At 60.8% G+C, this 23,318-nt stretch carries 21 protein-coding genes; 11 read left to right on the top strand and 10 right to left on the bottom strand.

Translation table 11 applies throughout. The annotated features are described in order from the left end of the window. Positions 1-719: 719 nt before the first annotated feature. Complete coding sequence (locus LOY67_RS11985) at positions 720-1,988, top strand: MFS transporter (protein ID WP_265067364.1); 1,269 nt, start codon at positions 720-722, stop codon at positions 1,986-1,988. Here the strand turns inward: LOY67_RS11985 and LOY67_RS11980 are convergent. After that, positions 1,957-2,697: an SDR family oxidoreductase gene (locus LOY67_RS11980; protein ID WP_265067363.1), complete on the bottom strand. Its 741-nt coding sequence runs from the start codon at positions 2,695-2,697 to the stop codon at positions 1,957-1,959. The genes LOY67_RS11985 and LOY67_RS11980 overlap by 32 nt on opposite strands. Positions 2,698-2,721: 24 nt before the next feature. On the opposite strand from LOY67_RS11980, the gene LOY67_RS11975 reads away from it, so the two are divergent. After that, entirely contained in the window at positions 2,722-3,777 is a 1,056-nt protein-coding gene (locus LOY67_RS11975) for a LysR family transcriptional regulator (protein ID WP_413776185.1), read from the top strand. Positions 3,778-3,914: 137 nt separating this feature from the next. On the opposite strand, the gene LOY67_RS11970 is transcribed toward LOY67_RS11975, so the two are convergent. Together LOY67_RS11970 and LOY67_RS11965 are read right to left on the bottom strand one after the other, a co-directional pair. After that, positions 3,915-4,772, bottom strand: a complete 858-nt coding sequence (locus tag LOY67_RS11970; RefSeq protein WP_265067361.1) for a glycine betaine ABC transporter substrate-binding protein — start codon at positions 4,770-4,772, stop codon at positions 3,915-3,917. Between the two features lie 38 nt (positions 4,773-4,810). Then, positions 4,811-5,860 carry a M24 family metallopeptidase gene (locus tag LOY67_RS11965; RefSeq protein WP_265067360.1) on the bottom strand — a complete coding sequence of 350 codons (1,050 nt, stop codon included), beginning with the start codon at positions 5,858-5,860 and terminating at the stop codon, positions 4,811-4,813. A gap of 25 nt (positions 5,861-5,885) precedes the next feature. On the opposite strand from LOY67_RS11965, the gene LOY67_RS11960 reads away from it, so the two are divergent. Continuing rightward, positions 5,886-6,323, top strand: coding sequence for an Lrp/AsnC family transcriptional regulator (locus tag LOY67_RS11960; protein ID WP_265067359.1), 438 nt, complete (start codon positions 5,886-5,888; stop codon positions 6,321-6,323). 75 nt (positions 6,324-6,398) lie between these two features. Here the strand turns inward: LOY67_RS11960 and LOY67_RS11955 are convergent, their stop codons facing one another. Next, complete coding sequence (locus LOY67_RS11955) at positions 6,399-7,256, bottom strand: LysR family transcriptional regulator (protein WP_265067358.1); 858 nt, start codon at positions 7,254-7,256, stop codon at positions 6,399-6,401. Between the two features lie 318 nt (positions 7,257-7,574). Here LOY67_RS11955 and LOY67_RS11950 point away from each other — a divergent pair, with 318 nt between their 5' ends. From LOY67_RS11950 to LOY67_RS11940, 3 genes are all read left to right on the top strand, one after another. After that, positions 7,575-9,233, top strand: coding sequence for a choline dehydrogenase (locus LOY67_RS11950; protein WP_265067357.1), 1,659 nt, complete (start codon positions 7,575-7,577; stop codon positions 9,231-9,233). A 39-nt stretch (positions 9,234-9,272) separates the two neighbouring features. Next, a complete protein-coding gene (locus LOY67_RS11945; protein ID WP_265067356.1) occupies positions 9,273-9,542 on the top strand; it encodes a cupin domain-containing protein in 270 nt (89 codons plus the stop codon). Between the two features lie 135 nt (positions 9,543-9,677). Beyond that, positions 9,678-10,574 carry a glycine betaine ABC transporter substrate-binding protein gene (locus LOY67_RS11940; protein ID WP_265067355.1) on the top strand — a complete coding sequence of 299 codons (897 nt, stop codon included), beginning with the start codon at positions 9,678-9,680 and terminating at the stop codon, positions 10,572-10,574. A gap of 136 nt (positions 10,575-10,710) precedes the next feature. Here the strand turns inward: LOY67_RS11940 and LOY67_RS11935 are convergent, their stop codons facing one another. The 6 genes from LOY67_RS11935 to glcC all read right to left on the bottom strand — a co-directional run bounded on the left by LOY67_RS11935 (position 10,711) and on the right by glcC (position 16,554). Beyond that, the gene (locus LOY67_RS11935) at positions 10,711-12,024 is read right to left on the bottom strand and encodes an MFS transporter (protein WP_265067354.1); all 1,314 of its coding nucleotides are present in this window, start codon (positions 12,022-12,024) and stop codon (positions 10,711-10,713) included. A gap of 62 nt (positions 12,025-12,086) precedes the next feature. Continuing rightward, positions 12,087-12,611, bottom strand: a complete 525-nt coding sequence (locus tag LOY67_RS11930) for a gamma carbonic anhydrase family protein (protein WP_265067353.1) — start codon at positions 12,609-12,611, stop codon at positions 12,087-12,089. A 12-nt stretch (positions 12,612-12,623) separates the two neighbouring features. Further along, entirely contained in the window at positions 12,624-13,814 is a 1,191-nt protein-coding gene (locus LOY67_RS11925; protein WP_265067352.1) for a CaiB/BaiF CoA transferase family protein, read from the bottom strand. Between the two features lie 26 nt (positions 13,815-13,840). Next, entirely contained in the window at positions 13,841-14,770 is a 930-nt protein-coding gene (locus tag LOY67_RS11920; protein WP_265067351.1) for a hydroxymethylglutaryl-CoA lyase, read from the bottom strand. A gap of 87 nt (positions 14,771-14,857) precedes the next feature. After that, entirely contained in the window at positions 14,858-15,790 is a 933-nt protein-coding gene (locus LOY67_RS11915; protein ID WP_265067350.1) for a LysR family transcriptional regulator, read from the bottom strand. Beyond that, on the bottom strand, positions 15,787-16,554 hold the full coding sequence (gene glcC, locus LOY67_RS11910) for a transcriptional regulator GlcC (RefSeq protein WP_265067349.1): 768 nt from the start codon (positions 16,552-16,554) through the stop codon (positions 15,787-15,789). Before glcC ends, LOY67_RS11915 begins: the two co-directional genes overlap by 4 nt. A 224-nt stretch (positions 16,555-16,778) precedes the next feature. Between glcC and glcD the strand changes: the two genes are divergently transcribed. The 5 genes from glcD to LOY67_RS11885 are packed head-to-tail and all read left to right on the top strand — an operon-like array spanning position 16,779 to position 23,205. Then, on the top strand, positions 16,779-18,278 hold the full coding sequence (gene glcD / locus LOY67_RS11905) for a glycolate oxidase subunit GlcD (protein WP_265067348.1): 1,500 nt from the start codon (positions 16,779-16,781) through the stop codon (positions 18,276-18,278). After that, positions 18,278-19,339 (top strand): glycolate oxidase subunit GlcE, encoded by a 1,062-nt coding sequence (gene glcE / locus LOY67_RS11900; protein WP_265067347.1) that lies wholly within the window; start codon positions 18,278-18,280, stop codon positions 19,337-19,339. The genes glcD and glcE overlap by 1 nt, the downstream gene beginning before the upstream one ends. Before the next feature lie 3 nt (positions 19,340-19,342). Continuing rightward, positions 19,343-20,560 carry a glycolate oxidase subunit GlcF gene (gene glcF / locus LOY67_RS11895; protein WP_265067346.1) on the top strand — a complete coding sequence of 406 codons (1,218 nt, stop codon included), beginning with the start codon at positions 19,343-19,345 and terminating at the stop codon, positions 20,558-20,560. A 19-nt stretch (positions 20,561-20,579) separates the two neighbouring features. Next, complete coding sequence (locus tag LOY67_RS11890) at positions 20,580-20,981, top strand: heme-binding protein (protein ID WP_265067345.1); 402 nt, start codon at positions 20,580-20,582, stop codon at positions 20,979-20,981. Between the two features lie 49 nt (positions 20,982-21,030). After that, positions 21,031-23,205 carry a malate synthase G gene (locus LOY67_RS11885; protein ID WP_265067344.1) on the top strand — a complete coding sequence of 725 codons (2,175 nt, stop codon included), beginning with the start codon at positions 21,031-21,033 and terminating at the stop codon, positions 23,203-23,205. The last annotated feature ends 113 nt before the right edge of the window (positions 23,206-23,318 follow it).

Below are 23,318 nucleotides of genomic sequence, written 5' to 3'. Positions count from 1 at the left end.
CGAAGTCAATGTTGCTGCCACGCGAATAGTCACGTGACAGCAAATTTGAACGAGGGCGTTACTTTTGTGGAGTTAGCAAGGGAAACACCGTCCACCTACACAGCAAACGCTCTGATCATCCTTGGAGTCGTTCGCTCTTAAGCCAGAACGTGCCCGTGCCAATTGGAGCGTGCCCGCGTTGGATGTCGATTTGGCAGTCTCCGTCGTAACTTGGTATTTGGCGTCCACGCTGTTCACAGAGGAGAAACTCTGGTTTGGAACTGCAAAAGCGGCCGACTGAAGTCCGAACACAGCAAACATGCCCACAAAGATGTTCCTGCTCATTGGAGTCATGATCCTTCCTTATTAAAAAATACGATTGGCGAAACACGAAGCCTGTTCTCTACTCCGTAGAGGGCTCCAGATACTTGTGCGATGAGCACAGGTTCACCATGACGCGAATCGGAGTTTCATGACATCAGAGTTGGATGATTTTCTTGTAGGGTGTCAGGCCTTACTGATAGGGCAAAGGACTACCCTATCTCTCGAACACGACGCAGCGTGAATTATGGCATGTTGCCATCTTCCATTGACTCTTTCCAGTTTGGATTCTTGATATCTCCCAAGGCTGCGAATACAACGTCGCCGACGGTCACAAGATGACATCCATTGTTCGTCGCGCCTCGAAGTGAGACATCTGCCTGACGCATACGCTTTGAGCCCACATGGAGGCGTTGGCAATGAAGCACACCCGTTTTTTCGGAAAAACCGTACTGGCCTGCACGTTCATCCTGGCGATGATCGGTTGGGGGATCGGCTTCTATGGGCCGCCGATCTACATGCAAGCAGTCATGGAGCGCACCGGCTGGCCCGTCGCCCTGGTCTCGACTGCCGTGACGCTGCACTTCCTCAGCGGCACGGTCGTCATCGCCAACCTGCCAAGACTCTACGCACGCTTCGGCATTCTCCTCATCACCCTGCTGGGCGGCATCGTCCTGGGTATCGGCGTGAACATCTGGGCCCAGGCCAACCAGCCCTGGGTGCTGTATGCCGGAGCCGTGTGCTCGGGTATCGGCTGGGTGACCCTGGGCGCTGCGGCCGTCAATAGCCTGATCGCGCCGTGGTACATCAAGGAAAGGCCCCAGGCCCTGGGCAAGGCCTACAACGGCGCGAGCATGGGCGGGGTGATCTTTTCGCCGCTGTGGGCATGGCTGATCGAGGATTTTGGCTTTGCCACGGCGGCGCTGGTGATCAGCGTCACAGCCGTGCTGCTCATCGGCACGTTCGCCTTCCTGGTTTTCAACAAAAGTCCACACAGCGTGGGCCAATATCCCGACAACCTGGACCAGCCGGAGCCCGTGACGACCAATGCCAGCGCCACGCCATGGACCGCCAGGCAGACGCTCAAGTCGGCCGGTTTCCGCAGCCTGGCAGCCGGCATGTCCCTGGGCCTGTTCGCCCAGATCGGCTTGATCGCGCACCTGTATTCGATCCTGGCGGGACGCATGGGGGTTCACGACGCCTCGTTCGCCATGGGCCTGGCCACCGCCAGTGCCATGGGCGGGCGCTACATCGCCGCACGCCTGATGATCCAAGGCATCAACCGCAGGCGACTGGCCTGCCTCGGTTATGCCATCCAGTTGCTCGGCACCCTGATGCTTCTCGGCCTGGACCTTCATCCGGCAGTGGCCTGGGTGGCCGTGATGCTGATCGGTTCAGGCATCGGCAACGCCACCTCCCTGCCGCCGCTGATCGCACAGACCGAGTTCAGCCGTGAACACACCGCCCGGGTCATCGCGCTGATGGTCGCGATCAGCCAAGCCACCTACGCCTTCGCGCCCGCGTTCTTCGGCCTGGTGCGAGCCGCCTTCAGCCCTTCGAATCAAGCCATCGTCGCCGTCGTGGCCGCCGCCGTCGTCGTGCAGATGCTCGCCATCCTGTCGTTCTACCGAGGGGTGTCCGCCCGCCCCTTCGGGATCAAACCAATCGAGCACCGCCATCAACGTTGAGCACGGCACCGTTCATGAACGTGTTGGTCATCAAGAACAGCGCCGCAGCACCGGCTTCCTCTGGCGTGCCAAGGCGATGCAGGGGCAGAGCCTGCTCCAGGGCAGCCACGTATGAGTCACGGCCTTCACCCAATGCCTTGCTGAAGATCGGTGTGTCGATCGGGCCGGGTGACAGGGTGTTCACCCGAATCGGCGCCAACTCCAGGGCCAGGCCACGGGCCAGCGCCTCCATGGCGGCCGATGCCGCGCCGATGACGGCAGTGCCATGGGCATTGGGGCGGTCGGCGAGCGCACCCGAGATGAAGGTAATCGATCCGGCCTTGGACAACCTGTCACCCAGGGTACGGATAGCGTTGATGGACGCCCAGATCCGCTCATCGAAGGCCCGGCGCAGATGATCGACGTCAGCAGTCAGGATGGTTCCGGTGACAAATGTACCGGCGAGCAGCATCAGGTGATCGACCACCGGAATGTCCGCCAATGCGGCTTCGACCGCCTCACGACGGGTCACGTCGGCCGCGCGCCATTGATCCAGGCCATGGTCTTTTGCAGCCTGCTCGGCACGGGCCGCATTCGAGCCGATGACCACGACCTTGGCGCCGGCTGCCTTCGCCTGTATCGCCGCCGCCAGGCCGATGCCCGATGTGCCGCCGAAGAGGACGACCGTACGGCCGGTGAAATTGGATGCAAGTACTGGGGTGATGGTCATGTCGGGTCTCCAGTGAACGCCTGGATGGCGTTCGATGGAGCAAGCGTAAGGCTGTGCACATGGATTGATAATTGGGGCCGAAGTCGCTTTACTAGTGCCATGAAGGCACAAATTGGTTTAGACCGTCTTACCGGACTTATCGCATTCGCGCGCGCCGCTTCCCTGGGCAGCTATACCGCTGCGGCGCGGGCGCTCTCGGTGTCCCCTTCCGCCGTCAGCAAAAGCGTGCAGCGGCTTGAAGAGCATTTTGGGCTGATGCTGTTCACCCGCACGACGCGCTCCCTGACCCTCACGCCTGAAGGGCGGGATCTTTACGAACGGGCGTTGCGAATCCTGCGGGAAGTCGAGGAGATCGATCAGGCCGCCGTCGCATCCCGCGCCGAGCCTGCTGGCGTCTTGAAAGTCACAGCGCCCCTGCCCATCGGCGTGAACATCCTGGCGCCTGAATTGCCCAGGTTCCGTGAGCAATACCCCAACCTGGCAATCGACCTGCGGCTCGGCGATCAGTATTCCGACATCATCGAACAAGGGATCGACGTGGCTATTCGCGTGGGGAACCTCAGCGATTCACGCCTGGTTTCACGCCCCCTGGGGCCTCATCGGATCGGCGCGTTTGCGTCGCCCCAATACCTCCAACGCAAAGGCATACCGGCGACCGCTGAAGATCTTGCCGAACACGAGTGCGTGAACTTTCGTTACCAGAGTACCGGGCAAAGCCTGCGCTGGCCCTATCAGGTGGGCGACAGACAGCTTGAGTGGAACCTCGACGCCGCATTCACCGTGGATGTCAGCGACGCGGTAGCGGCCATCATGGCGGCGGGAGGCGGCATCGGTATCACGCCGCACTACGTGGCTGCGCCCTATGTTCGCCGGGGAGAACTGATTCCAGTCCTGCCCCAGTTCACCGCGGAACGCTTCTCCATCACCGCCTTGTGGCCGGAAAGCCGACGCGGGAGCCCCAACGTAAAAGCCTTCATTGCCTTTCTGCTTGAGCTGTTCCCTGCTACGCCGGCCTGGGATGAGGCGGTGGCTCAGCACATCGCGAGCGCCATCCAGCAGAAGCAAGGCGACAGCCTCTAGGAAGGCGCCCCTCGATTCCACCGTCCGCGTCGCGGAAAAAAGTCGATACACCAATGGAATCAGCGCCCAGGTCGGCTATGGCGATTGAAAATGCCGAAAGCCGCCAGTCATGGGTGGCGGCTTCGGGGTATAGCACGTTACTTCAACCAAGCATCAACCGTGGCCCTGTTGGCATCGATCCAGGCTTTAGCCCCTTTTTCAGGTGTGCTGGTGCCGTTTTCATTGATCGTCGCCATCAGCTCACCCAGGGATTTCTCGTCCATCTTCCACTGCTGCAACCAGCGTTCGGCTTCTGGATGGTCGGCCTTGAATGATTGGGCTGCAATGCCGTGGATCGAATCCGTTGTCCCATAGACCTTTTTCGGATCATCGAGGTAGCGCAGGTTCTTCTTGGCCCATACCCAATGTGGTTTCCACAGCGTCACCACGATAGGTTCCTTGCGCTTCATGGCGCGATCCAGCGATTGCAGCATCGCCGCTTCGGAGGACGGCAACAGGGTGTAGTCCAGCTTGTATTCCGCCATCGCCTTGTCGGTCAGGCCCATCAACCCGGTGCCGGCATCGATTCCGAAGATGGAGGCCCTGCCGCGCCATTGAAATTCATCTTTGTGGGCATTCAACTCGTCGATGCTCTTGATATCCACGTAATCAGGGACTGCCAGCCCCAGGTTCGCTTCGCTGAGCCAGGGCCCGATCAACTGGACCTTGTCCTTGATGCTCTGATAAGCCGCGTTGTCGGTGGTTGGGAGCCACACCTCGAAAGTGACGTCAATTTTTCCTTGTGCAACGCTGTTGTAGAGGATGATCTTCCCGGCGTTCTGGAGCGTGACTTTATAGTCTTTCTCCTCCAGGAGAATTTTCCACATGTTGGCTACCGCGATGTTTTCCGCCCAACTGTTAACGCCGATGCTGATCGCCTTGGAGTCGGCCGCATTGGATGCGGCGCTGCAAATCAGACAAAAACCCAACAGCAGCGCCTTTAGTATTTTGTTCATGAATCGCCCCTCTGTTTTTTTAGTCGTTGTATGGAGCCTTATCGAAGCAGTGCTTCTTCAAACGGGAACATCGAAAGCAGTTGCGTACCGGTTTCCGTAACCAATAGTTGCTGTTCCAGCTTCACCCCTTCATTGCCGCCATCCGCGCCCATGTAACTCTCGACACAGAGCGTCATGCCAGGCTGGATCTCACCGTCATAGCCAGACGCCGGGTAGTCGGCATGGTGGTAGAGGTAGGGATACTCGCCCGTCATGCCGCAACCATGGGCAGAGAGGTAGTAGCGATTGGCGTGATATTCCGGCGGGATGTTCCAAGCCTTTTCGCTGTACTCCTTCAGCGTCATGCCTGGCTTGATGATCTCCATGTTGTGATGCACCTGCTCGTAAGCGAGCTTGTACAGGGTGCGTTGGTGATCGCTCGGGGAGCCTGGCCCCGCATGGAACGTGCGGGAAAAGTCCGAGTAGTAGCCGTGACAACCCACGACATCAGTGTCCAGCGCGATTAGCTGGTTCTCGCCGATCACGTTGTTCGAGGTTTCCTGGAACCATGGATTGGTGCGATTTCCCGCGCTCAGTAATCGGGTTTCAACGTAGTCACCATCTTGGGCGATCACCGATTGATGCAACACCGACCACAACTCATTTTCGGTGATGCCCGGGCGAATGGCTTCGCGAAGTTTACCGACAGCGATTTCCGTCGCCCGGAGAGACGCCACGATGCACTTCATTTCTTCGGGAGACTTGATGGCGCGAGCCATTTCAATGGGTTCTTGCGCGTCAACGATCCTGACACCCGCGCTCGCCATGGCTATCGATGTGCCGGCGTTCATCCGCTCCATGCCGATGGTCGCGTTAGGCCCCACCAGTTCAGTCAGGATACCCACCATCTCGACGACCCAGGCCTTCTCACGCTCGGCGATCTGGGGCCCCGCGGCGACGAAGCTGGCGGTGGAAGAAGCACGGACTTCGTCAATGGTTTCCAGGCCGTTGGCCAGGTGCTCGCAGCCGGTGAATTCGAACAGGATCGTCCGGTGCTCAGTGACGATCAGGTAACGAGAAGGCGTGTTGCGAGCGCAAAAAATCTGCATGTTTCGAGCGCCGGTTGCATAGCGGATGTTGACCGGATCCCTACAGCGGGATGGCCGCCAGTCACTCACAGAGTTGGCCGAGCGCGTAGGGCTAAGCTTGTCCCCTTGCCATCGACGTGTTCGGGCCTTGGAGGATGCTGGAGTTATCAAAGGATACCGCGCCCACCTCTCTGCACCTGACGTAGGGCTCAATTTCTCTTCGCTTGTATTCGTGACGCTACGGGAAGGGCATCAGCAGGCCGTAGCGGAATTCGAGAATGCCTTACCTGGCGTCCCCTATATCGTTCAAGCGCAACGACTGTTTGGTGATCCAGACTACCTGCTCATGGTGGTAACCGCAGATCTGCCGGCGTTTCAGAAGCTCTATGACGAGGAGCTGTCGAGACTGCCAAACGTACAGCGGTTGACCTCGACGTTAGTGATGAAGCACGTCATCACAGATCGCCCTCTACCTTTGGTATGAAATTCTCGAATTCCGGTGAATCAAGACCACTTCGCCGGCGCGCACTCCGAAGCATGGTTTCGACCTTTGCGCCAATTACTTGAGCGACACCTGCTTGCGCAACTCGTCGGCAAAATGCTGCACGGCTATTGGCACTTCGTTATTGCCAAGCCGCAGCTCGATCATCACATTCCCAAGCACAGGAAGATGGTGGGTGGTTGCATCCAATACCTGCCAGCTTGGCTGCATCAGCGCGGTCGAAGTTGCAGCAATAGCGAGGCCACTGTCGACAGCAAGCTGAACGCCTGCGACGCCAGTACACTCGAACGCGATTTCATATTCCCGCTGGCTGTCGCTTAACGCGCTCAGTATCTGGCCCCGGTATCCGCACCCATGGGGATACAGCGCCAACGGAAGGGGGGCGTCCGGCACCATCACAAACGTTTCACCCGCAACCCACTGCAGCTGGTCGCAGCGCAGGATCTCCCCATTACCATCGTTATTGCGCCGCGTGACCAACGCCAGATCCAGCTCACCTTTTTCAAGGGCGGAAAACAGGTTCTGGCTGATGTCGTTACGGATCTGCAGCCGTACATTGGGGCAACGCTGGATGAAGTCGCGAAGCACCGGTCGAAGAAACGCGTTCGCATAGTCGTCCGGAATCCCAAAGCGAACAGTGCCGCAAATTTCCTCCTTGATGAACAGATCCATCGCCTCGTTGCTCAGGGCGAGCATCTTGCGTGCGTACTGCAGAAGCAGCTCTCCGTGGCTCGTCAGTTCGGCGGTTTGATGGCCCCTGTCGAGCAGCCGCTTGCCCACCTGATCCTCGAGCTTCTTGAGCTGGATGCTGATGGCGGCCTGGGTCTTGTGCAGGCGCTGCGAGGCAAGCGAAAGGCTCTTGCACTCGGCAATGGTCTTGAAGGTATGCAGGAGGGACAGATCCAGTTGCCGCACAACAGTCGTCCTCGAATGGGGTTGAGATCAGAAAAAACGACAGCGGACTGCCCGGATGCCAGGAGCATTAAGCGAGCAAATCCTGAGGTTGTCAAACGAGGTCGGGACGAGCGGACAGGTCTGTTTCAAGGCCTGCGAATGAGCAGACACCTCGGCTTAAATTTTATTTAAGCCCGGCATTTTTTTTATTAAATATCGGCCCTCCAGACCTTCCGATACGTTATGTGCAAAGCAGTTATCAAGCTCAAGAAACACAACAAGAACTGCATTGCCCGATGACGGTGGTAGCCGATGGGCTTCGCCGAGGAATAACAAATAATGACCGAATTCGATTACGTGATTGCTGGTGCTGGCTCCGCAGGCTGTGTCTTGGCCCGTCGACTTTCCGATGCCGGTCACAAGGTTTTGCTGCTGGAAGTAGGCCCATCGGACAAGTCCTGGATCATTCGCATGCCGGCCGGGTTGCGTTCGGCCTTCAAGCCGAGCTCGAAGTACAACTGGTGGTATTACACCGAAGAACAGGCCCACCTCAACAAACGACGCATCCAGCAGCCTCGTGGTCGGGTGCTGGGTGGGTCCTCTTCCATCAATGGCATGACCTGGTTAAGAGGTCATCCGATGGACTATGACCGATGGGAAACTGAAGGCGCCAAGGGCTGGAGCTGGGCTGATTGCGCACCTTATTTCAAGAAGATTGAATCCAGCGTTGTCTCAAGCAGCTACCGCGGTCAGGACGGGCCGATCAGGGCTCAACGGCAGGAGAAACTCAGCCCGCTCAACGCAGCGTTCCTGGACGCCGGCCAGCAAGCCGGGGTTCCACTCACCAGCGACGTCAACGGTTATCAGCAAGAAGGCGTCTCACGTTTTGAAATGAGCGTCAGGGACGGCATCCGCAACAGCGCCGCGTACGGCTACCTTCACGCCATGGGCGCACATCCGAACCTGACGATCTGGCTGGGGTGTGAAGTCCAGAAAGTCACCCTGGAGGGCCGTCGCGCCACGGGCTTTGAAGTCCGCTACAAGAACCGCCTCGTCAAGGTTCGGACGCGGCGTGAAGCCATTGTGTCCTGCGGCGTTTTTGGCTCCGCCCAGTTGCTCATGTTGTCCGGTATCGGTCCCGCGGATCATCTGCGTGAGCATGGCATCGAATGCCGCGTGGATTTGCCAGGTGTCGGCCAGAACCTGCAGGACCACCTCGAGTGCCACATCCAGATCGAGACCAAAGAACCGATTTCCTTGAACCGGGAACTGCAACCCCACCGGATGTTGTGGGCAGGTGCGCAATGGTTCGGTCTGAAAAAGGGCGTTGCCTCGGTCAACCAATGTCACGTCGGAGCGTTCCTCAACAGTTCTGCGGCCACACCGCATCCGGATATCCAGTTCCACTTTTTCCCGGTGTTCTTCGACAAGAACTGGATCCCCGTGTCGACGACCTACGGGTATCGCATCGGAGTCGGCCCGATGCGCCCGACCAGCCGTGGAACGGTCAGGCTGCGCAGCGCCAAGGTGTCCGATCCGCTGCTGATCGATCCCAACTACATGGCCACGGATGAAGATTGGCGTGTCATGCGTGAAGCGATGCGACTGGGCATCGAGTTCGCCAATCAACCGGCCCTCAAGCGCTACAACCATCGCGAAGATACCCCTGGGACTCACATCCGCAGCGGCAAGGCGATGGACGAATTCATCCGCGAGGACGCGGCCAGCGCCTATCACCCATGCGGCACCTGCAAGATGGGTCAGAAGAAGGATCCCATGGCAGTGGTGGACAGCCAATTACGGGTGCTCGGCGTGGATAACCTGCGAGTGATCGACGCATCGGTCTTCCCTTCAGTCCCAAGTGCAAACATAAACGCAGCCACGATCATGCTCGCTGAAAAAGCCAGCGACATCCTGTTGAAAAGGCCTGCGTTGCAACCTGAGGCCCTGCCCTTCCACAGCCAGGTTTCTCCTTCACTCGCGCGGACATCCGCATAGCCGCTTCGCCACCAGGCAGTCAATCAGAGGAAAAGCAACATGTCACACATTACTCAGCGCCAAGCCAGCGCCAGTGAGAAAGAGCAGAGCCAGGGTTGGGAACTTTGGGAAAGTGGCGAGACGGACAGTTTCGAATACACCTACGACCAGGATGTCCAGTTCGTGGTGCAAAGCGGCAAGGCGGTTATTCACAGCACCACCCATGAGCCGGTGGCAATCAGCGCGGGCAACCACGTCACCATTGGCAAGGGTGTCGAGGCGAAGTGGGCAATCAGTGAACCCATCGTCAACCGCTACCAATACCTTTGAGGGAACAGTTTGCTGACTCAGCAAAGAAATAGCATGGCCTGCAAGCACTGCTGATTAATAAAAACACGCGCCCTGGGACAGGCTCCAATCATCTATCTGCCAAACCTAATAATTACACTTATTGGAGATTATTCGATGATCACTTTTTCGTTCACGCGAAAAGCAACTACTTGGCTGGCGGGCGCCGCACTGTTGAGTGCGACAATGCTCGCGCAAGCCGACGACCCCAAGCCTGTCGTCATTGGCTGGGTGAACTGGTCGGATGCCGAGATCACCACCAAGCTTGCGACAACGGCGCTGGAAGATCAGCTCAAGCAGCCCGTAAAGCTGGTCCAGGCCGATATCGGCATTCAATTCCAGGCACTGGCGACAGGCAAGGTCGATCTGATACCGATGGCATGGCTGACCTTCAGCCACAAGCCCTTCTGGGACAAGTATAAAGACCAACTGGAAGACCTTGGCGTGTTGTACGAGGGGCGCCTCGGCCTGGCAGTGCCTACCACGATCCCGGTCAGCGAAATCGCCAGCATCGAAGACCTCAACAAGCCTGAGGTCAGGGAGAAACTCGGCGGCAAGCTCCTCACTTCTGAAGTCGGCAACGGCCAGTACAAGACCGCCACCCGCGCCATCGCAGAATACAAGCTTGAAGGCTACAAGCTCGTTGCCTCTTCCGAAACCGGAATGCTCAACGAACTGGATCGAAACCTGAAGCGTGACAAGTGGTCGCTGATCAATGCCTGGAGCCCCCACTGGATGTTCTCCACATGGTCGCTGCGTTACCTGGATGACCCCAAGGAAGTCTACGGCAAGACCGAACAGATCCACGCTGTGGCTCGCAAGGGATTCACTCAGGACTTCCCGCAGGTCGCGAACTTCTTTGCACACTTCACCATTCCAATGAAGGACCTGGAAACGATGATGAAGCAGGCGCGTGAATCGTCGGCAGACAAAGTGGTTGCCGAATACTACGCCGCGCACAAGGACACTTATAAAGCCATGTTCCAGGCCGGACCTGCTGTAACGGCTCAGTAATACTCCCCGCAATGAGAATCTGTCGGGCCATCTTCGCGACGCGGATGGCCCGATGCAGATTCAACTCATATGACCTCGCGCTCTAATCCTCCAGTTTGCAAGGTGTTAGCCAACCTTCGAAAGCGCATGTCGATGTTCAGGATCTGGGATTCCTCACATACCGCACAACCACAAAACAGGCGATCAGGATCAGCGGCGCAATGGAGAGCATGCCCATGTAGGTGGAGCCGGACAGGTCGTTGATCTTGCCCACCATCACCGGGGCCACAATGCCGCTGAGCTGGCCGATGGAGTTGATCGCCGCAGTCCCCGTGGCAATCGCCAGACCCGAGAAGGTCGACTGCGGAATCGTCCAGAAGATCGGGATGGCGATGAAGGTGCCGGCCGTTGCCAGCAGCAAGGCAGCCATCATGGCCCAGGAGGAGTCGGAGAACAGGCAGGCCAACAGGTAGCCAACGGCGGCAGCCGCCAGGCACAGGACGAGGTAGGTTTTACGATCACCGGAACGGTCCGAGCGCCGGGTCAGCCAGACCATGCCGACGCAGGCAACGATATACGGCAAGGCCGACAGCATGCCGACCCAGAACAGGCTTTGGACGCCGGAGGATTTGATCAGGTGCGGCATCCAGAAATTGAGGCCATAGGACGCGCTTTTGATCACGAAGTAGATGAACGCCATGATCGCGACTTCCCGCGTCAGCAGCACTCGCCACAAGGACCCGAGCACGGGTTTCTGGTTGGCGTTGTCCTGCTGGAGATTGGCCGCCAGCAGGTCTTTCTCGCTACGGCTCAGCCACTTGGCCGATTCGATGTCGCGATCCAGTTTCCACAGCACCAGCAGACCCAGCACGACACAGGGCAAGCCGGACATCAGGAACAACCAGTGCCAGCCCGCCAATCCCAACACACCGTCCATCGTGCCGAGCAGGACACCTGCCACCGGACCACCGATGGCACCGGCTAACGGCACTGACAGGAACCATAGGCCGTTCATCTTCGCCAGGTGCTTCTTGGGAAACCAGCACGCCAGGTAGAACAGGATGGCCGGGCCGAAACCGGCCTCCATGACACCGATCAGAAAGCGCAGGAAGTAGAGCGTGTATTGGGTGTAGGCGAACACCAGCGCCGCGGTGGCAAGCCCCCAGGAGATCATGATGCGGCAGATCCACGCCGGCGCACCGTAGCGCTTCAGGCCCAGGCTGCTGGGCACTTCAAACAGCACGTAGCCGACGAAGAACATGCTCGCGGCCAGGCCATACGCTGCATCGGTCAAGCCCAGTTCCTGCTGCATCTGGGTCTTGGCGAAACTGATGTTGATCCGGTCGAAATAGGAGAACAGAAAGCAGATTATCGCCAGCGGCATGATGCGCCAGGCCACGCGTCGGTAGAGCAGCAGCTCGTTGATGTCTTCGCTGCGCGCAAACGGGATTTCGCCAGTCATGGCAACCATGATGTTTCTCCATTGTTGTAGTTATTGGAGAGCGGCAGCGCCTGGAGACGCTGCTGGACGGTTTAGCTGATTCGAATCAATTTGTCCCGGTAAAGCTGACCCTTGAGGACATAGTCCTCGGCGTTACGGTGCATGCCGGCGATGGCCTCGGGCGTCAGCTCGCGCACGACCTTGGCCGGCGCGCCGAGAATCAGTGAGTGGTCAGGGAACACCTTGCCTTCGGTAACGATGGCGCCGGCACCGACCAGGCAATTTCTGCCGATCACCGCCCCGTTGAGTACCACCGCCTGGATCCCGATCAGCGCACCGTCGCCGATGGTGCAACCGTGCAGCATGGCCTGGTGCCCGATGGTGACGCCCTCACCCACGGTCAATGCAAAACCGGGGTCGGCGTGCAGCACAGCGCCCTCTTGCACGTTGCTGTGCTGACCGATGCGAATCGGCTCGTTGTCACCGCGAAGAACCGCCTGGGGCCATACGCTGACGCCCTGGGCCAGGGTCACATCGCCAATGACCGTGGCGTCCTCGGCGACGAACGTCTCGGCATGGATGGCGGGGATAAGCGTGTCGTATCGATAGATCGCCATGGCAGTTTCTCCTCAGGCGTGAGCCTCTGTTTTCAGGACACCGGCGGCACACAGCTGGGCAATGTGTGCATCGCTATAGCCCAGTTCGCGCATGACCTGATGGGTATGCTCGCCGATGCGCGGAATCGATCGACGGGGTTGCAGGCGTTCGCCGTCCAGGGACAGGGGCAGCAATGGCATGGCGGTGAACGACCCGTCTTCAAGCTCCAGGTTCGCCAGCCCACCGCTTTGCAGCAGGTGGGGATCTTCGAACAACTCTTCCGGACGACGAATCGGCGCGAAGGGAATGCCGTGGGCTTCGAGCTGTGGCGCCAGGGCCTGGGCATCCAGGGTCGCAAAGACTTCAGCCAGATGAGCCAGCAACCGTGGGCGTTGCAGCACCCGGTCGTTGTTGGTGGCAAGCGTCTGGTCATCGAACAACGCGGTTTGCCCCAGCAACTGGCAGAGCGCATGCCACTGCCCTTCGCCGGTGGCGGCGACAAACATCTGCTCGCCGTTGGCGAACTCGAACACATCGTAAATGGCCCAGGCGCTGATGCGGTTCGGCATCGGTGCGGCCGCCTCGCCGGTCACGATGTATTGCTGCATATGCTGGGCCGCCAGCAACACGCAGTTTTCATACAACGCGCTTTGCACCTCCCGGCCGACGCCGGTGACGTTACGCTCGTTGAGCGCGGCCAGCACGCCGATGGCGCCGAACATGCCGCCCATGATGTCGTTCACCGAACTGCCCGCCCGCAACGGTCGCCCCACGGGACCAGTCATGTAGGCCAGGCCCGCCATCATCTGCACGACTTCATCCAGGGCCAGGCGATGGTCATAGGGACCGCTCAGGAAGCCTTTATGCGAGGCATAGATAATGCGCGGGTTACGCTCGCGAATCGCCCCGTAGCCAAAGCCCAGTTCCTCCATGCGGCCGGGTTTGAAGTTCTCGATGAACACGTCGGCGGTGTCGATGAGCTCCAGCACGGCAGCGCGCCCCTGGGGCGTGTTGACGTCGATGGCAATGCATTGTTTGTTGCGGTTGAAGGTGCGAAAGAACCCGGCACCGGCTCCCAGCAGGCGACGTGTCCCGTCGCCACGGATCGGCTCGATCTTGATCACCTCGGCACCGAGATCCCCCAGGATCATCCCGCAGGTCGGCCCCATCACCATGTGTGAAATTTCGACGACACGAATGCCGTCCAATGGAAGTCTGGACATGACTGTTTTTCCTCGATCGGACCGGTTCAGGCGCGGCGGACAGCGGACGGGTAATTCAGCGGCAGGCCGGCGCGGGCGATGCAGCCGTAGAGGGCTTCGTCCGGCAGCGCGGCACGCAAGACTTCCCGCGACTCGATCAGTGCAGCCAGATCGATGCCGGTGTCGTAGCCCATGCTTTGCAACATGAACACCAGGTCTTCGGTGACGGTGTTGCCGGACGCACCCGGTGCGAACGGGCAGCCACCCAGCCCGGCCAACGATGAATCGAGTTCGGTGATGCCTTGTTGCACCGCCACCAGGCTGTTCGCCAGCGCCAAGCCCCGTGTGTCATGGAAATGCGCGGCCCTGAGCTTGTCGCCGGCAATGGCGCGAACCGCCTGCAAGGTAATTTCTACCTGGGCGGGATTGGCGTAGCCGGTGGTATCGCCGAGGGACACCAGGTCGCAGCCGGCCTCAAGGACGTGCCCGATCAATTCACAAAGGTCGCCCAGGGGCACCTCGCCCTGGCGGGTACAGCCGAATGCGACGGACATCCCGGCAATCACCTGGACCTGATGCAAGCCCAGCTCGCTACGCAACTGGCACATGCGCGCCAGTTCCTCGACCATTTCCAAGGGCGTACGGCGCACATTCGCCAGGCTATGGGCGGCGCTGACCGACACCGGCGCAATGATGCGATGGGCGCCGGACTCGAGGGCATCGCGGCAGCCACGCAGGTTCGGCGCCAGCACCGAGACCACCAGTTCCGGGTAACCCAAGGCATGGGCCACCACTTCCCTGGCATCGGCCATCTGCGGCAACAGCTTGGCGGGAACGAACGACGCGACTTCCATATGGCGCACACCGGCGGCATAGGCGGCGTCGATCCATTGGCATTTGGCGCGGGTCGGCATGATGGCTTGCAGGCTCTGCAAACCATCGCGCATGCCGACTTCGTTGATGGTTATTGTTGTCATGAACAGGCTCTCACAGGCGGAAGCGTGATTTCAGACTAGAGAGCCCGGGGTTTGATGAAAAGACGCCATTGGCGCGTTGATCCATCGTCAACCGCGATGGATAGGATCGGTCGTGGAAGGACGTGGCGGTGAGCGTGACAGCAGGTGGTCCAGGAGCCGACGCGCCGACAGCGACAAGGCCTCACGATCACGCACGCAGATCACAAATTCGCCCCGCGCCCACGCGTCAGTCAGGGGAATGATGCGCAGGTCGAACAGTTGCGTGTAGCGCTGCACCGCTTCGAGCGGGATCACCGCGACACCCAGTCCGAACTGGATCAGCCGAAACGCGGCGTCGAACGATGACACGTAGGAGCGGAATCGCAGCTCCCGACCATGCTTCTGCGCATCCTCGCGCATGAAGGTATTGATCGTGGCAAAGGCCGACATGCCCAGGTGCTCAAAATCCAATGTCTCTTCGAACGCTACGCTGGAGCGATCGGCCAGGGAATGACCGGCGCCCACCACCACCGCGAGATGGTCCAGGCGGTAAGGCAGGAACTCCAGGTTGCCCACGGCCATCGAGCGTCGACAGATACCCAGGTCGGCGGAGCCCTCGGTGACGCCACGCACCACATCAGGGCTTATACGCTCTTCGATGTCGATCTGGACGCCTGGATGCTTCAACATGAAGTCAGACAGTTCTTCCGGCAGAAACTCCATGATCGACGAGACGTTCGCCCATATGCGGACATGCCCGCGTGCACCCTCGGCGTATTCGCTGAGCTCGCTGTCGAGCCGCTCCATGGCCCGCGTCAGGGACCGGGCATGCCGCAGCAGCGCCAGGCCGGCCGGCGTCGGTTCCACCCCGCGCTTGCTGCGCTTGAGCAGCGGCGTAGCGAAGCGTGCCTCGATGTCGGAAAGTCGCTTGCTGACCGCCGAGGGCGCGATGAACGCCCGTTCGCTGGCCCGTGCGATCGTCCCCTCCTCGCAGACCAGGATGAACAGGTGCAAGGACAAATGATCCAGGTGCTGCGTCATGTCCACCCCTCAAGTCGCAACGTGGCACGCACCAGGCGCTGCTCTTCGCTTTCGATTTCCCTGAGGTTGTCGCAGATGCTCTGGATATGCGCAACGGCGGCCTTGCGCGCTTGCTCGGGAAGCCGCCCGGTCACCGCGTTGTAGAGCCGTGCATGTTGGCGGTCGATCTGGCGCTTCTGTGGTTCGCGGTGATAGAGGTTGTTGACCGAGGCGAACACCGTATTGAGCAGCAGGTCCGTCAGCGAGCGCAAGGTCTGCACCAGCACCGGATTGTGCGACGCCTCGCAGATCGCCAGATGAAACGCATGATCGAGCCGGGCGTGTTCAGAGGGCTCCAGTGAGCGGGCGTGGGCATCGAGCAACGCTTCGTAGCTGCGGGTGATCAGAACGAAATCGGCCTCCGTGCCGCGCAAGGCCGCCAACCGCGCGGACTCGCCTTCGAGCAGGCTGCGGACCTCGAACAGATCGTAAAGCGTGCGGGGCTGTGAGCTGAACAGGTGCATCAACGGTGACGCGGCGCTATTGCCCGACAGGTCGGCGACAAATGAACCCTTGCCCTGCTCGGTCGTGATGATCCCGCGCGCGCGCAGCAGCTTCAGCCCTTCGCGCAATGCCGTGCGTGAAACACCGAGCTTTTCCGTCAACCGACGCTCCGACGGCAACAACTGTCCCGTCTTGAGTACACCGTCCACGATCAGGCGCTCGATGCGCTCGCACACTACGTCGGCCACTTGCAGATTACGCCGGGCCTGGGTGTCGTCCATTGCGCCTCCAACTGGTATGACCAGCCAAGCCATGCCTTTCAGGCATGCTTACCGATCAGTTCAACTCATTGTTTTTAAATGTCTTATAAAAAATATCAAAAAAACAGCCTGTCAAAAACTGGTTCGACCATATCAACAATGGATAGACAGTAGATCGCCCCGGACCAATGATGCAAGTCAGAACCTGACCTCAAATAAAAACAACCGAGTGTCGCCGGCCGACTATGAACATTCTCTACGATGAACGCGTTGATGGCGCCCTGCCTGCCGTGGATAAAGCCACGCTGCTGCAGGCCTTGCAGGCGCGCTTGCCGGACCTTGAGATCCTGCACCAGCGCGAAGAACTCATGCCCTATGAATGCGACGGGCTTTCCGCCTATCGCACCACCCCCCTGCTGGTGGTCTTGCCCCGCCATCTCGACGAGGTCCGGGGCGTGCTGGCGCTGTGTCATGAACGGCGGGTGCCTGTCGTCGCCCGGGGTGCCGGGACCGGTTTGTCCGGCGGTGCGCTGCCATTGGAAAAGGGTGTGCTGCTGGTGATGGCGCGCTTCAACAACATTCTGCACATCGACCCGGCCGCCCGTACCGCACGGGTCCAGCCCGGGGTGCGCAACCTGGCGATTTCCCAGGCGGCCGCGCCGTTTGGCTTGTATTACGCGCCGGATCCGTCCTCACAAATCGCCTGTTCCATCGGCGGTAACGTTGCGGAAAATGCCGGCGGCGTGCATTGCCTCAAATATGGCCTGACCGTGCACAACCTGCTCAAGGTCGACATCCTCACCGTCGAAGGTGAGCACCTGACCCTGGGCAGCGATGCGCTCGATTCGCCGGGGCTGGACCTGCTGGCGCTGTTCACCGGTTCCGAGGGCATGCTCGGGGTGATCACCGAAGTCACGGTCAAGCTGCTTCCCAAACCCCAGACCGCAAAGGTGTTGCTGGCGGCGTTCGACTCGGTCGAAAAGGCCGGCCGCGCGGTGGGTGACATCATTGCCGCAGGCATCATTCCCGGCGGACTGGAAATGATGGACAACCTGGCGATCCGTGCCGCCGAAGACTTCATCCACGCCGGTTACCCGGTGGAGGCCGAAGCCATTCTGTTGTGCGAACTCGATGGTGTGGAAGCCGACGTCCATGATGACTGCGACCGCGTGCGCCAGGTGCTGGAGCTGGCCGGCGCCACCGAAGTGCGCCAGGCCCGCGACGAGGCCGAACGCGTGCGTTTCTGGGCCGGGCGCAAGAATGCGTTTCCAGCAGTGGGCCGCCTCTCGCCGGATTATTACTGCATGGACGGGACCATCCCGCGCCGGGAGCTGCCCGGCGTGTTGCACACCATCGCTGCGTTGTCGGCCGAGTACGGCCTGCGGGTCGCCAACGTGTTCCATGCCGGTGACGGCAACATGCACCCGCTGATCCTGTTCGATGCCAACCAACCGGGCGAACTCGATCGCGCCGAAGCCCTGGGGGGCAAGATCCTCGAGCTGTGCGTGAAAGTCGGCGGCAGCATCACCGGTGAGCACGGGGTGGGCCGCGAGAAAATCAATCAGATGTGCGCCCAGTTCAACAGCGATGAGTTGACCGTGTTCCACGCCGTCAAAGCGGCCTTCGATCCGAGCGGCCTGCTCAACCCCGGCAAGAACATTCCGACGCTGCACCGCTGCGCCGAGTTTGGCGCCATGCATGTGCACCTGGGGCAACTGCCCTTCCCTGAACTGGAGCGTTTCTGATGCACAGCGCACTCGATAGGGACGCCAGCGATACGTTGCTCGAACAGGTCAACCAGGCCTTGGAAAACGCCACGCCGCTACGGATCCAGGGAGGTGATAGCAAGGCCTTCCTGGGACGTCCGATGGCAGGTGAAAAACTCGACACCCGCGCCCACCGGGGCATCGTCAGCTACGACCCGACGGAACTGGTGATTACCGCTCGTTGCGGTACGCCCCTACAGGAATTGTCCGACGTGCTGGACGCCTCGCAGCAAATGCTGCCCTGCGAACCGCCCTCCTTCGGCGACGCCACGGTGGGCGGCATGATTGCCAGCGGACTCTCCGGGCCGCGCCGCCCGTGGGCCGGTTCGGTGCGGGACTTCGTCCTCGGTTCGCGGGTTATCACCGGCCAGGGCAAGCTCCTGCGCTTCGGTGGCGAAGTCATGAAGAACGTCGCCGGTTACGACCTGTCACGCCTGATGGCCGGCAGCTTCGGCACCCTTGGGGTGATCACCGAGGTGTCGCTCAAAGTCCTGCCCAAACCTCGGCAAGCCTTGAGTATCAGCCTGGAAATGGACCGCGATCGCGCCTTGCTGCGCCTGGCGGAATGGGGCCAGCAGCCGCTGCCGATCAGTGCCGCCTGCCACGATGGCCAACGCCTGCACCTGCGGCTCGAGGGTGGCGAAGGCTCGGTGGCGGCGGCCCATGACCGATTGGGCGGCGAGTTACTGGACGCCGCGTATTGGGATGATCTCAACGAACATCGCTTGAGCTTCTTCGCTGAGGACTTGCCACTGTGGCGCTTGTCCGTGCCGCACAACACAGCGTGGCTGCCCTTGCCCGGCAAGCAACTGATCGACTGGGGTGGGGCCCAGCGCTGGCTCAAGTCCGGCGCCGAAGCCACGTTCATTCGCCAGATCGTCGAAGGCGTCGGCGGCCATGTGACCTGTTACGGCCATGGCCTGATCGACAGTCCATTCCAACCGCTGCCTGATGCGCTGATGCGTTATCACCGGAACCTGAAGCAACGGCTCGACCCACAGGGGATCTTCAACCCCGGTCGCCTCTACGCGGAGCTTTGAACCATGCAGACCACCTTGAGTGAAGAGGCCCGCCAACTGCCCCGCGCCGAAGAGGCCGAAAGTATCCTGCGCACCTGCGTGCACTGCGGTTTCTGTAATGCCACGTGCCCGACCTACCAGTTGCTCGGCGATGAACTGGATGGCCCGCGAGGGCGCATCTACCTGATCAAGCAAGTGCTCGAAGGCAACCCGGCCACGGCGAAGACCCAGCAGCACCTGGATCGGTGCCTGTCGTGCCGCAACTGCGAAACCACCTGCCCTTCCGGGGTCGACTACCACAACCTGCTGGACATTGGCCGCGCCGTGGTCGATGCGGCGGTCGGACGCCCTCTCGGCCAACGCCTGTTGCGCGAGGGGCTGCGTGCGATCGTGCCCAACCCAGGCGTGTTCAAAGGGCTAGTGGGTGGTGGCCGGGTGTTTCGGCCATGGCTGCCCGACACCCTGCGCGAAAAGGTGCCTCGCCAGGTACCTGCCGCCAAACCACGACCGGTGACCCGCCATGCCCGGCAGGTGCTCATGCTCGAAGGCTGCGTGCAACCAAGCCTGTCGCCCAATACCAACGCGGCCGCCGCCCGGGTCCTGGATCGACTGGGGATCAGTGTGACCCCCGTTGCCGAGGCCGGCTGCTGCGGCGCCGTGGACTATCACCTGGACGCCCAGGCCGTGGGCCTGGATCGTGCCCGTCGCAACATCGATGCGTGGTGGCCGGACATCGAGAACGGTGCCGAAGCCATCGTGCAAACCGCTAGCGGTTGCGGCGCGTTCATCAAGGACTACGGGCACTTGCTCGGCAGCGATCCGGCCTATGCCGAGAAGGCGAAAAAAGTCAGCGCCCTGGCCAAGGACCTGGTTGAAGTGCTGCGCGAAGAACCGCTGGAACCACTGAGCATCCACAGCGACCAGCGCCTGGCCTTCCACTGCCCCTGCACCTTGCAGCACGCGCAGAAACTGGGCGGCGCCGTTGAGGCGGTGCTGACGAAACTGGGCTTCAACCTCACGCCCGTGCCCGACGGCCACCTGTGCTGCGGCTCGGCGGGCACCTATTCGATCACCCAACCCGAACTGTCCCGACAACTGCGCGACAACAAACTCAACGCCCTGGAAAGCGGGCGCCCCGACGTGATTGTCACCGCCAATATCGGCTGCCAGTCCCACCTCGACGGTGCGGGTCGGACCCCGGTCCGGCACTGGATCGAGTGGGTCGAAGCCGCATTGCCTTAACCGCCCCCTGGAGTCACCCATGAGAAGCAAAGCCATACTCGGCCAGAACGAAGTCAGCCGGATCCTCGCGGCCGCCCGCGACGAAGCGCACGGCAATCAATGGGCCGTCACCATTGTGATTGTCGATGACGGCGGTCACCCGCTGGCCCTGGAGCGCCTCGATGGTTGCGCGCCCATTGGTGCCTACATCGCCACCGAAAAAGCCCGCACATCGGCCCTCGGTCGGCGTGAATCCAAAGGTTATGAAGAGATGGTCAACGGTGGACGCCAGGCCTTCCTGTCGGCGCCGCTGCTGACGTCCCTGGAAGGTGGCGTCCCGATCATTGTCGACGGCCAGGTGATCGGCGCCGTCGGCGTGTCCGGGGTCAAGGCCGAGCAGGACGCCCAAGTCGCCAAGGCCGGCGCGCAATGCCTGAACTGAAGAGGGCGCAGTCAGCGCCCGATAGACACTGTGTGATGGAGATAGCCAAGTGACCGATTTCGTCAACTGCCAAGGCCTGAAGGTGGCCCCTGCCCTGCAACGCTTCGTTGATTGCGACGTGCTGCCTGGCACCGGCCTGGACCCGCAAGCGTTCTGGAGCGGCTTCGCCGCGCTGGTGCATGAACTGGCGCCGATCAACCGCGCGCTGCTGGCTGAACGTGATCGCCTGCAAGCCGAACTGGACACCTGGCATCGCGCTCATCCGGGGCCGGTGACGGACATGTCGGCGTACCGCGACTTCCTGACCCGCATCGGTTACCTGCAACCGCAACCTGACAGCGTCAAGGTCGGCAGCGACCCTGTCGACACGGAAATCAGCGTGCAGGCAGGACCACAACTGGTGGTACCGGCCGCCAACGCCCGCTATGCGCTGAATGCGGCCAATGCCCGCTGGGGGTCGCTGTACGACGCGCTCTATGGCACCGATGTGATCGCCAACGACGGCGGTGCCGAGCCGGGACCGACCTACAACCCTGTGCGCGGTGCAAAGGTCATCGCCTTCGCCAGCGACTTCCTCGATCAGGCGTTCCCTTTGAGCAGCGGCTCCCATGCCGACGTGACGCGTTACCAGATCGAAGCCGGAACATTGCAGGCCACGTTGGAAGACGGCCGCCAGATCGGCCTGTCGGACCCCAGGCAGTACATCGGCTACCAAGGCTCGCTCACTGACCCTGCGGCCATTTTGCTGAAGAATAACGACCTGCACGTAGAGATCCAGATCGATCGGCAGAGCGTCATCGGCAAGACCGACACCGCCGGCGTCAAGGACCTGCTGATCGAAGCGGCCCTCTCGACCATCATCGATTGCGAAGACTCGGTGGCGGCGGTCGACGCCGATGACAAGGTCCAGGTGTACCGCAACTGGCTGGGCCTGATGAAAGGTGATCTCAAGGAAGACCTGGAGAAAAACGGCCGCACCCTCACCCGTTCCCTGAACCCGGACCGCGAGTACACCACGGCCGATGGCCGCACGCTGACGTTGCACGGACGTTCGTTGCTGTTCATTCGCAACGTCGGCCACCTGATGACCAGCCCCGCCATCCTCGACAATGACGGACTGGAAATCCCGGAAGGGATTCTCGACGGCGTCATCACCAGCCTGATCGCCCTGCATGACCTGCAACGCCGCGGCAATTCCCGCACCGGCCGCGTCTACATCGTCAAGCCGAAAATGCACGGCCCCGCCGAAGTGTCCTTCGCCGACCAGTTGTTCAGCCGCATCGAGGACCTGCTCAAGCTCCAACGTCACACCCTGAAAATGGGCATCATGGACGAAGAACGCCGCACCAGCGTCAACCTCAAGGCCTGCATTGCGGCCGCAGCCGAACGGGTGGCCTTCATCAACACCGGTTTCCTGGATCGCACCGGCGATGAGATGCACACCGCCATGCAAGCCGGCGCGATGCTGCGCAAGGGTGACATGAAAAGCACGCCGTGGATCAGCGCCTACGAGCGCAACAACGTCCTCGTCGGCCTCGACTGCAACCTGCGCGGCCGGGCGCAGATCGGCAAGGGCATGTGGGCGATGCCGGATCGCATGAGCGACATGCTCGAACAGAAGATCGCCCATCCGCAAGCAGGCGCAAACACCGCCTGGGTGCCCTCGCCCACGGCCGCGACACTGCACGCGCTGCATTACCATCAGGTCAATGTGCGGCAGGTGCAAACGGCACTGGAAGACGTCGATCTGGATGGGATCAGCCAGGCGTTGCTGGAAGGCCTGCTGAGTGTCCCGGTTAGCGCCGACAGGCCGTGGACAGCGGAAGAAATCCGCCAGGAAGTCGAGAACAATGCCCAAGGCCTGCTGGGCTATGTGGTGCGCTGGGTCGAACACGGCATCGGCTGTTCGAAGGTGCCGGATATCCATGACGTGGGACTGATGGAGGATCGGGCAACGCTGCGCATTTCCAGCCAGCACATGGCGAACTGGCTGCGTCACGGGGTGATCAGCCGGGATGAGACCCTGGACATCCTGCAACGCATGGCACGGGTGGTGGATGAGCAAAACAAGGGCGACCGTCTCTACAAGCCGATGGCGCCCGAGTTCACACAATCACTCGCGTTCCAGGCCGCCTGCGCCTTGGTATTCGAAGGCTGCGACCAGCCCAACGGGTACACCGAGCCGCTCCTGCACAGGTTCAGGCAGACGTTCAAGGGGTTGTAATCCGGATCTTGGCCAGCGCGCTCAAGCGCAAGCCCGATGCCCCCATGGCAATATCAGACGGTACCTAGTGCCCGCATCAGGACTGCCAGGACTAACCCTTCCAGGATGACAGC

The organism is Pseudomonas sp. B21-056 (genome assembly GCF_026016325.1).
Classification (GTDB): Bacteria; Pseudomonadota; Gammaproteobacteria; order Pseudomonadales; family Pseudomonadaceae; genus Aquipseudomonas.
Note: the sequence above shows the minus strand (reverse complement) of the source record. Positions and strands in the feature narration are given on the sequence as shown.

Bases quoted from the DNA above. Each gene is read 5' to 3' on its own strand.
- glcF (WP_265067346.1), top strand. From the start codon at position 19,343: ATGCAGACCACCTTGAGTGAAGAGGCCCGCCAACTGCCCCGCGCCGAA.
- LOY67_RS11890 (WP_265067345.1), top strand. From the start codon at position 20,580: ATGAGAAGCAAAGCCATACTCGGCCAGAACGAAGTCAGCCGGATCCTC.
- LOY67_RS11950 (WP_265067357.1), top strand. From the start codon at position 7,575: ATGACCGAATTCGATTACGTGATTGCTGGTGCTGGCTCCGCAGGCTGT.
- LOY67_RS11940 (WP_265067355.1), top strand. From the start codon at position 9,678: ATGATCACTTTTTCGTTCACGCGAAAAGCAACTACTTGGCTGGCGGGC.
- glcE (WP_265067347.1), top strand. From the start codon at position 18,278: ATGCACAGCGCACTCGATAGGGACGCCAGCGATACGTTGCTCGAACAG.
- LOY67_RS11975 (WP_413776185.1), top strand. From the start codon at position 2,722: ATGGCGTTCGATGGAGCAAGCGTAAGGCTGTGCACATGGATTGATAAT.
- glcD (WP_265067348.1), top strand. From the start codon at position 16,779: ATGAACATTCTCTACGATGAACGCGTTGATGGCGCCCTGCCTGCCGTG.
- glcC (WP_265067349.1), bottom strand. From the start codon at position 16,554: ATGGACGACACCCAGGCCCGGCGTAATCTGCAAGTGGCCGACGTAGTG.
- LOY67_RS11985 (WP_265067364.1), top strand. From the start codon at position 720: ATGAAGCACACCCGTTTTTTCGGAAAAACCGTACTGGCCTGCACGTTC.
- LOY67_RS11970 (WP_265067361.1), bottom strand. From the start codon at position 4,772: ATGAACAAAATACTAAAGGCGCTGCTGTTGGGTTTTTGTCTGATTTGC.
- LOY67_RS11925 (WP_265067352.1), bottom strand. From the start codon at position 13,814: ATGTCCAGACTTCCATTGGACGGCATTCGTGTCGTCGAAATTTCACAC.
- LOY67_RS11930 (WP_265067353.1), bottom strand. From the start codon at position 12,611: ATGGCGATCTATCGATACGACACGCTTATCCCCGCCATCCATGCCGAG.
- LOY67_RS11915 (WP_265067350.1), bottom strand. From the start codon at position 15,790: ATGACGCAGCACCTGGATCATTTGTCCTTGCACCTGTTCATCCTGGTC.
- LOY67_RS11935 (WP_265067354.1), bottom strand. From the start codon at position 12,024: ATGGTTGCCATGACTGGCGAAATCCCGTTTGCGCGCAGCGAAGACATC.
- LOY67_RS11920 (WP_265067351.1), bottom strand. From the start codon at position 14,770: ATGACAACAATAACCATCAACGAAGTCGGCATGCGCGATGGTTTGCAG.
- LOY67_RS11945 (WP_265067356.1), top strand. From the start codon at position 9,273: ATGTCACACATTACTCAGCGCCAAGCCAGCGCCAGTGAGAAAGAGCAG.
- LOY67_RS11965 (WP_265067360.1), bottom strand. From the start codon at position 5,860: ATGCAGATTTTTTGCGCTCGCAACACGCCTTCTCGTTACCTGATCGTC.
- LOY67_RS11960 (WP_265067359.1), top strand. From the start codon at position 5,886: ATGTTGACCGGATCCCTACAGCGGGATGGCCGCCAGTCACTCACAGAG.
- LOY67_RS11980 (WP_265067363.1), bottom strand. From the start codon at position 2,697: ATGACCATCACCCCAGTACTTGCATCCAATTTCACCGGCCGTACGGTC.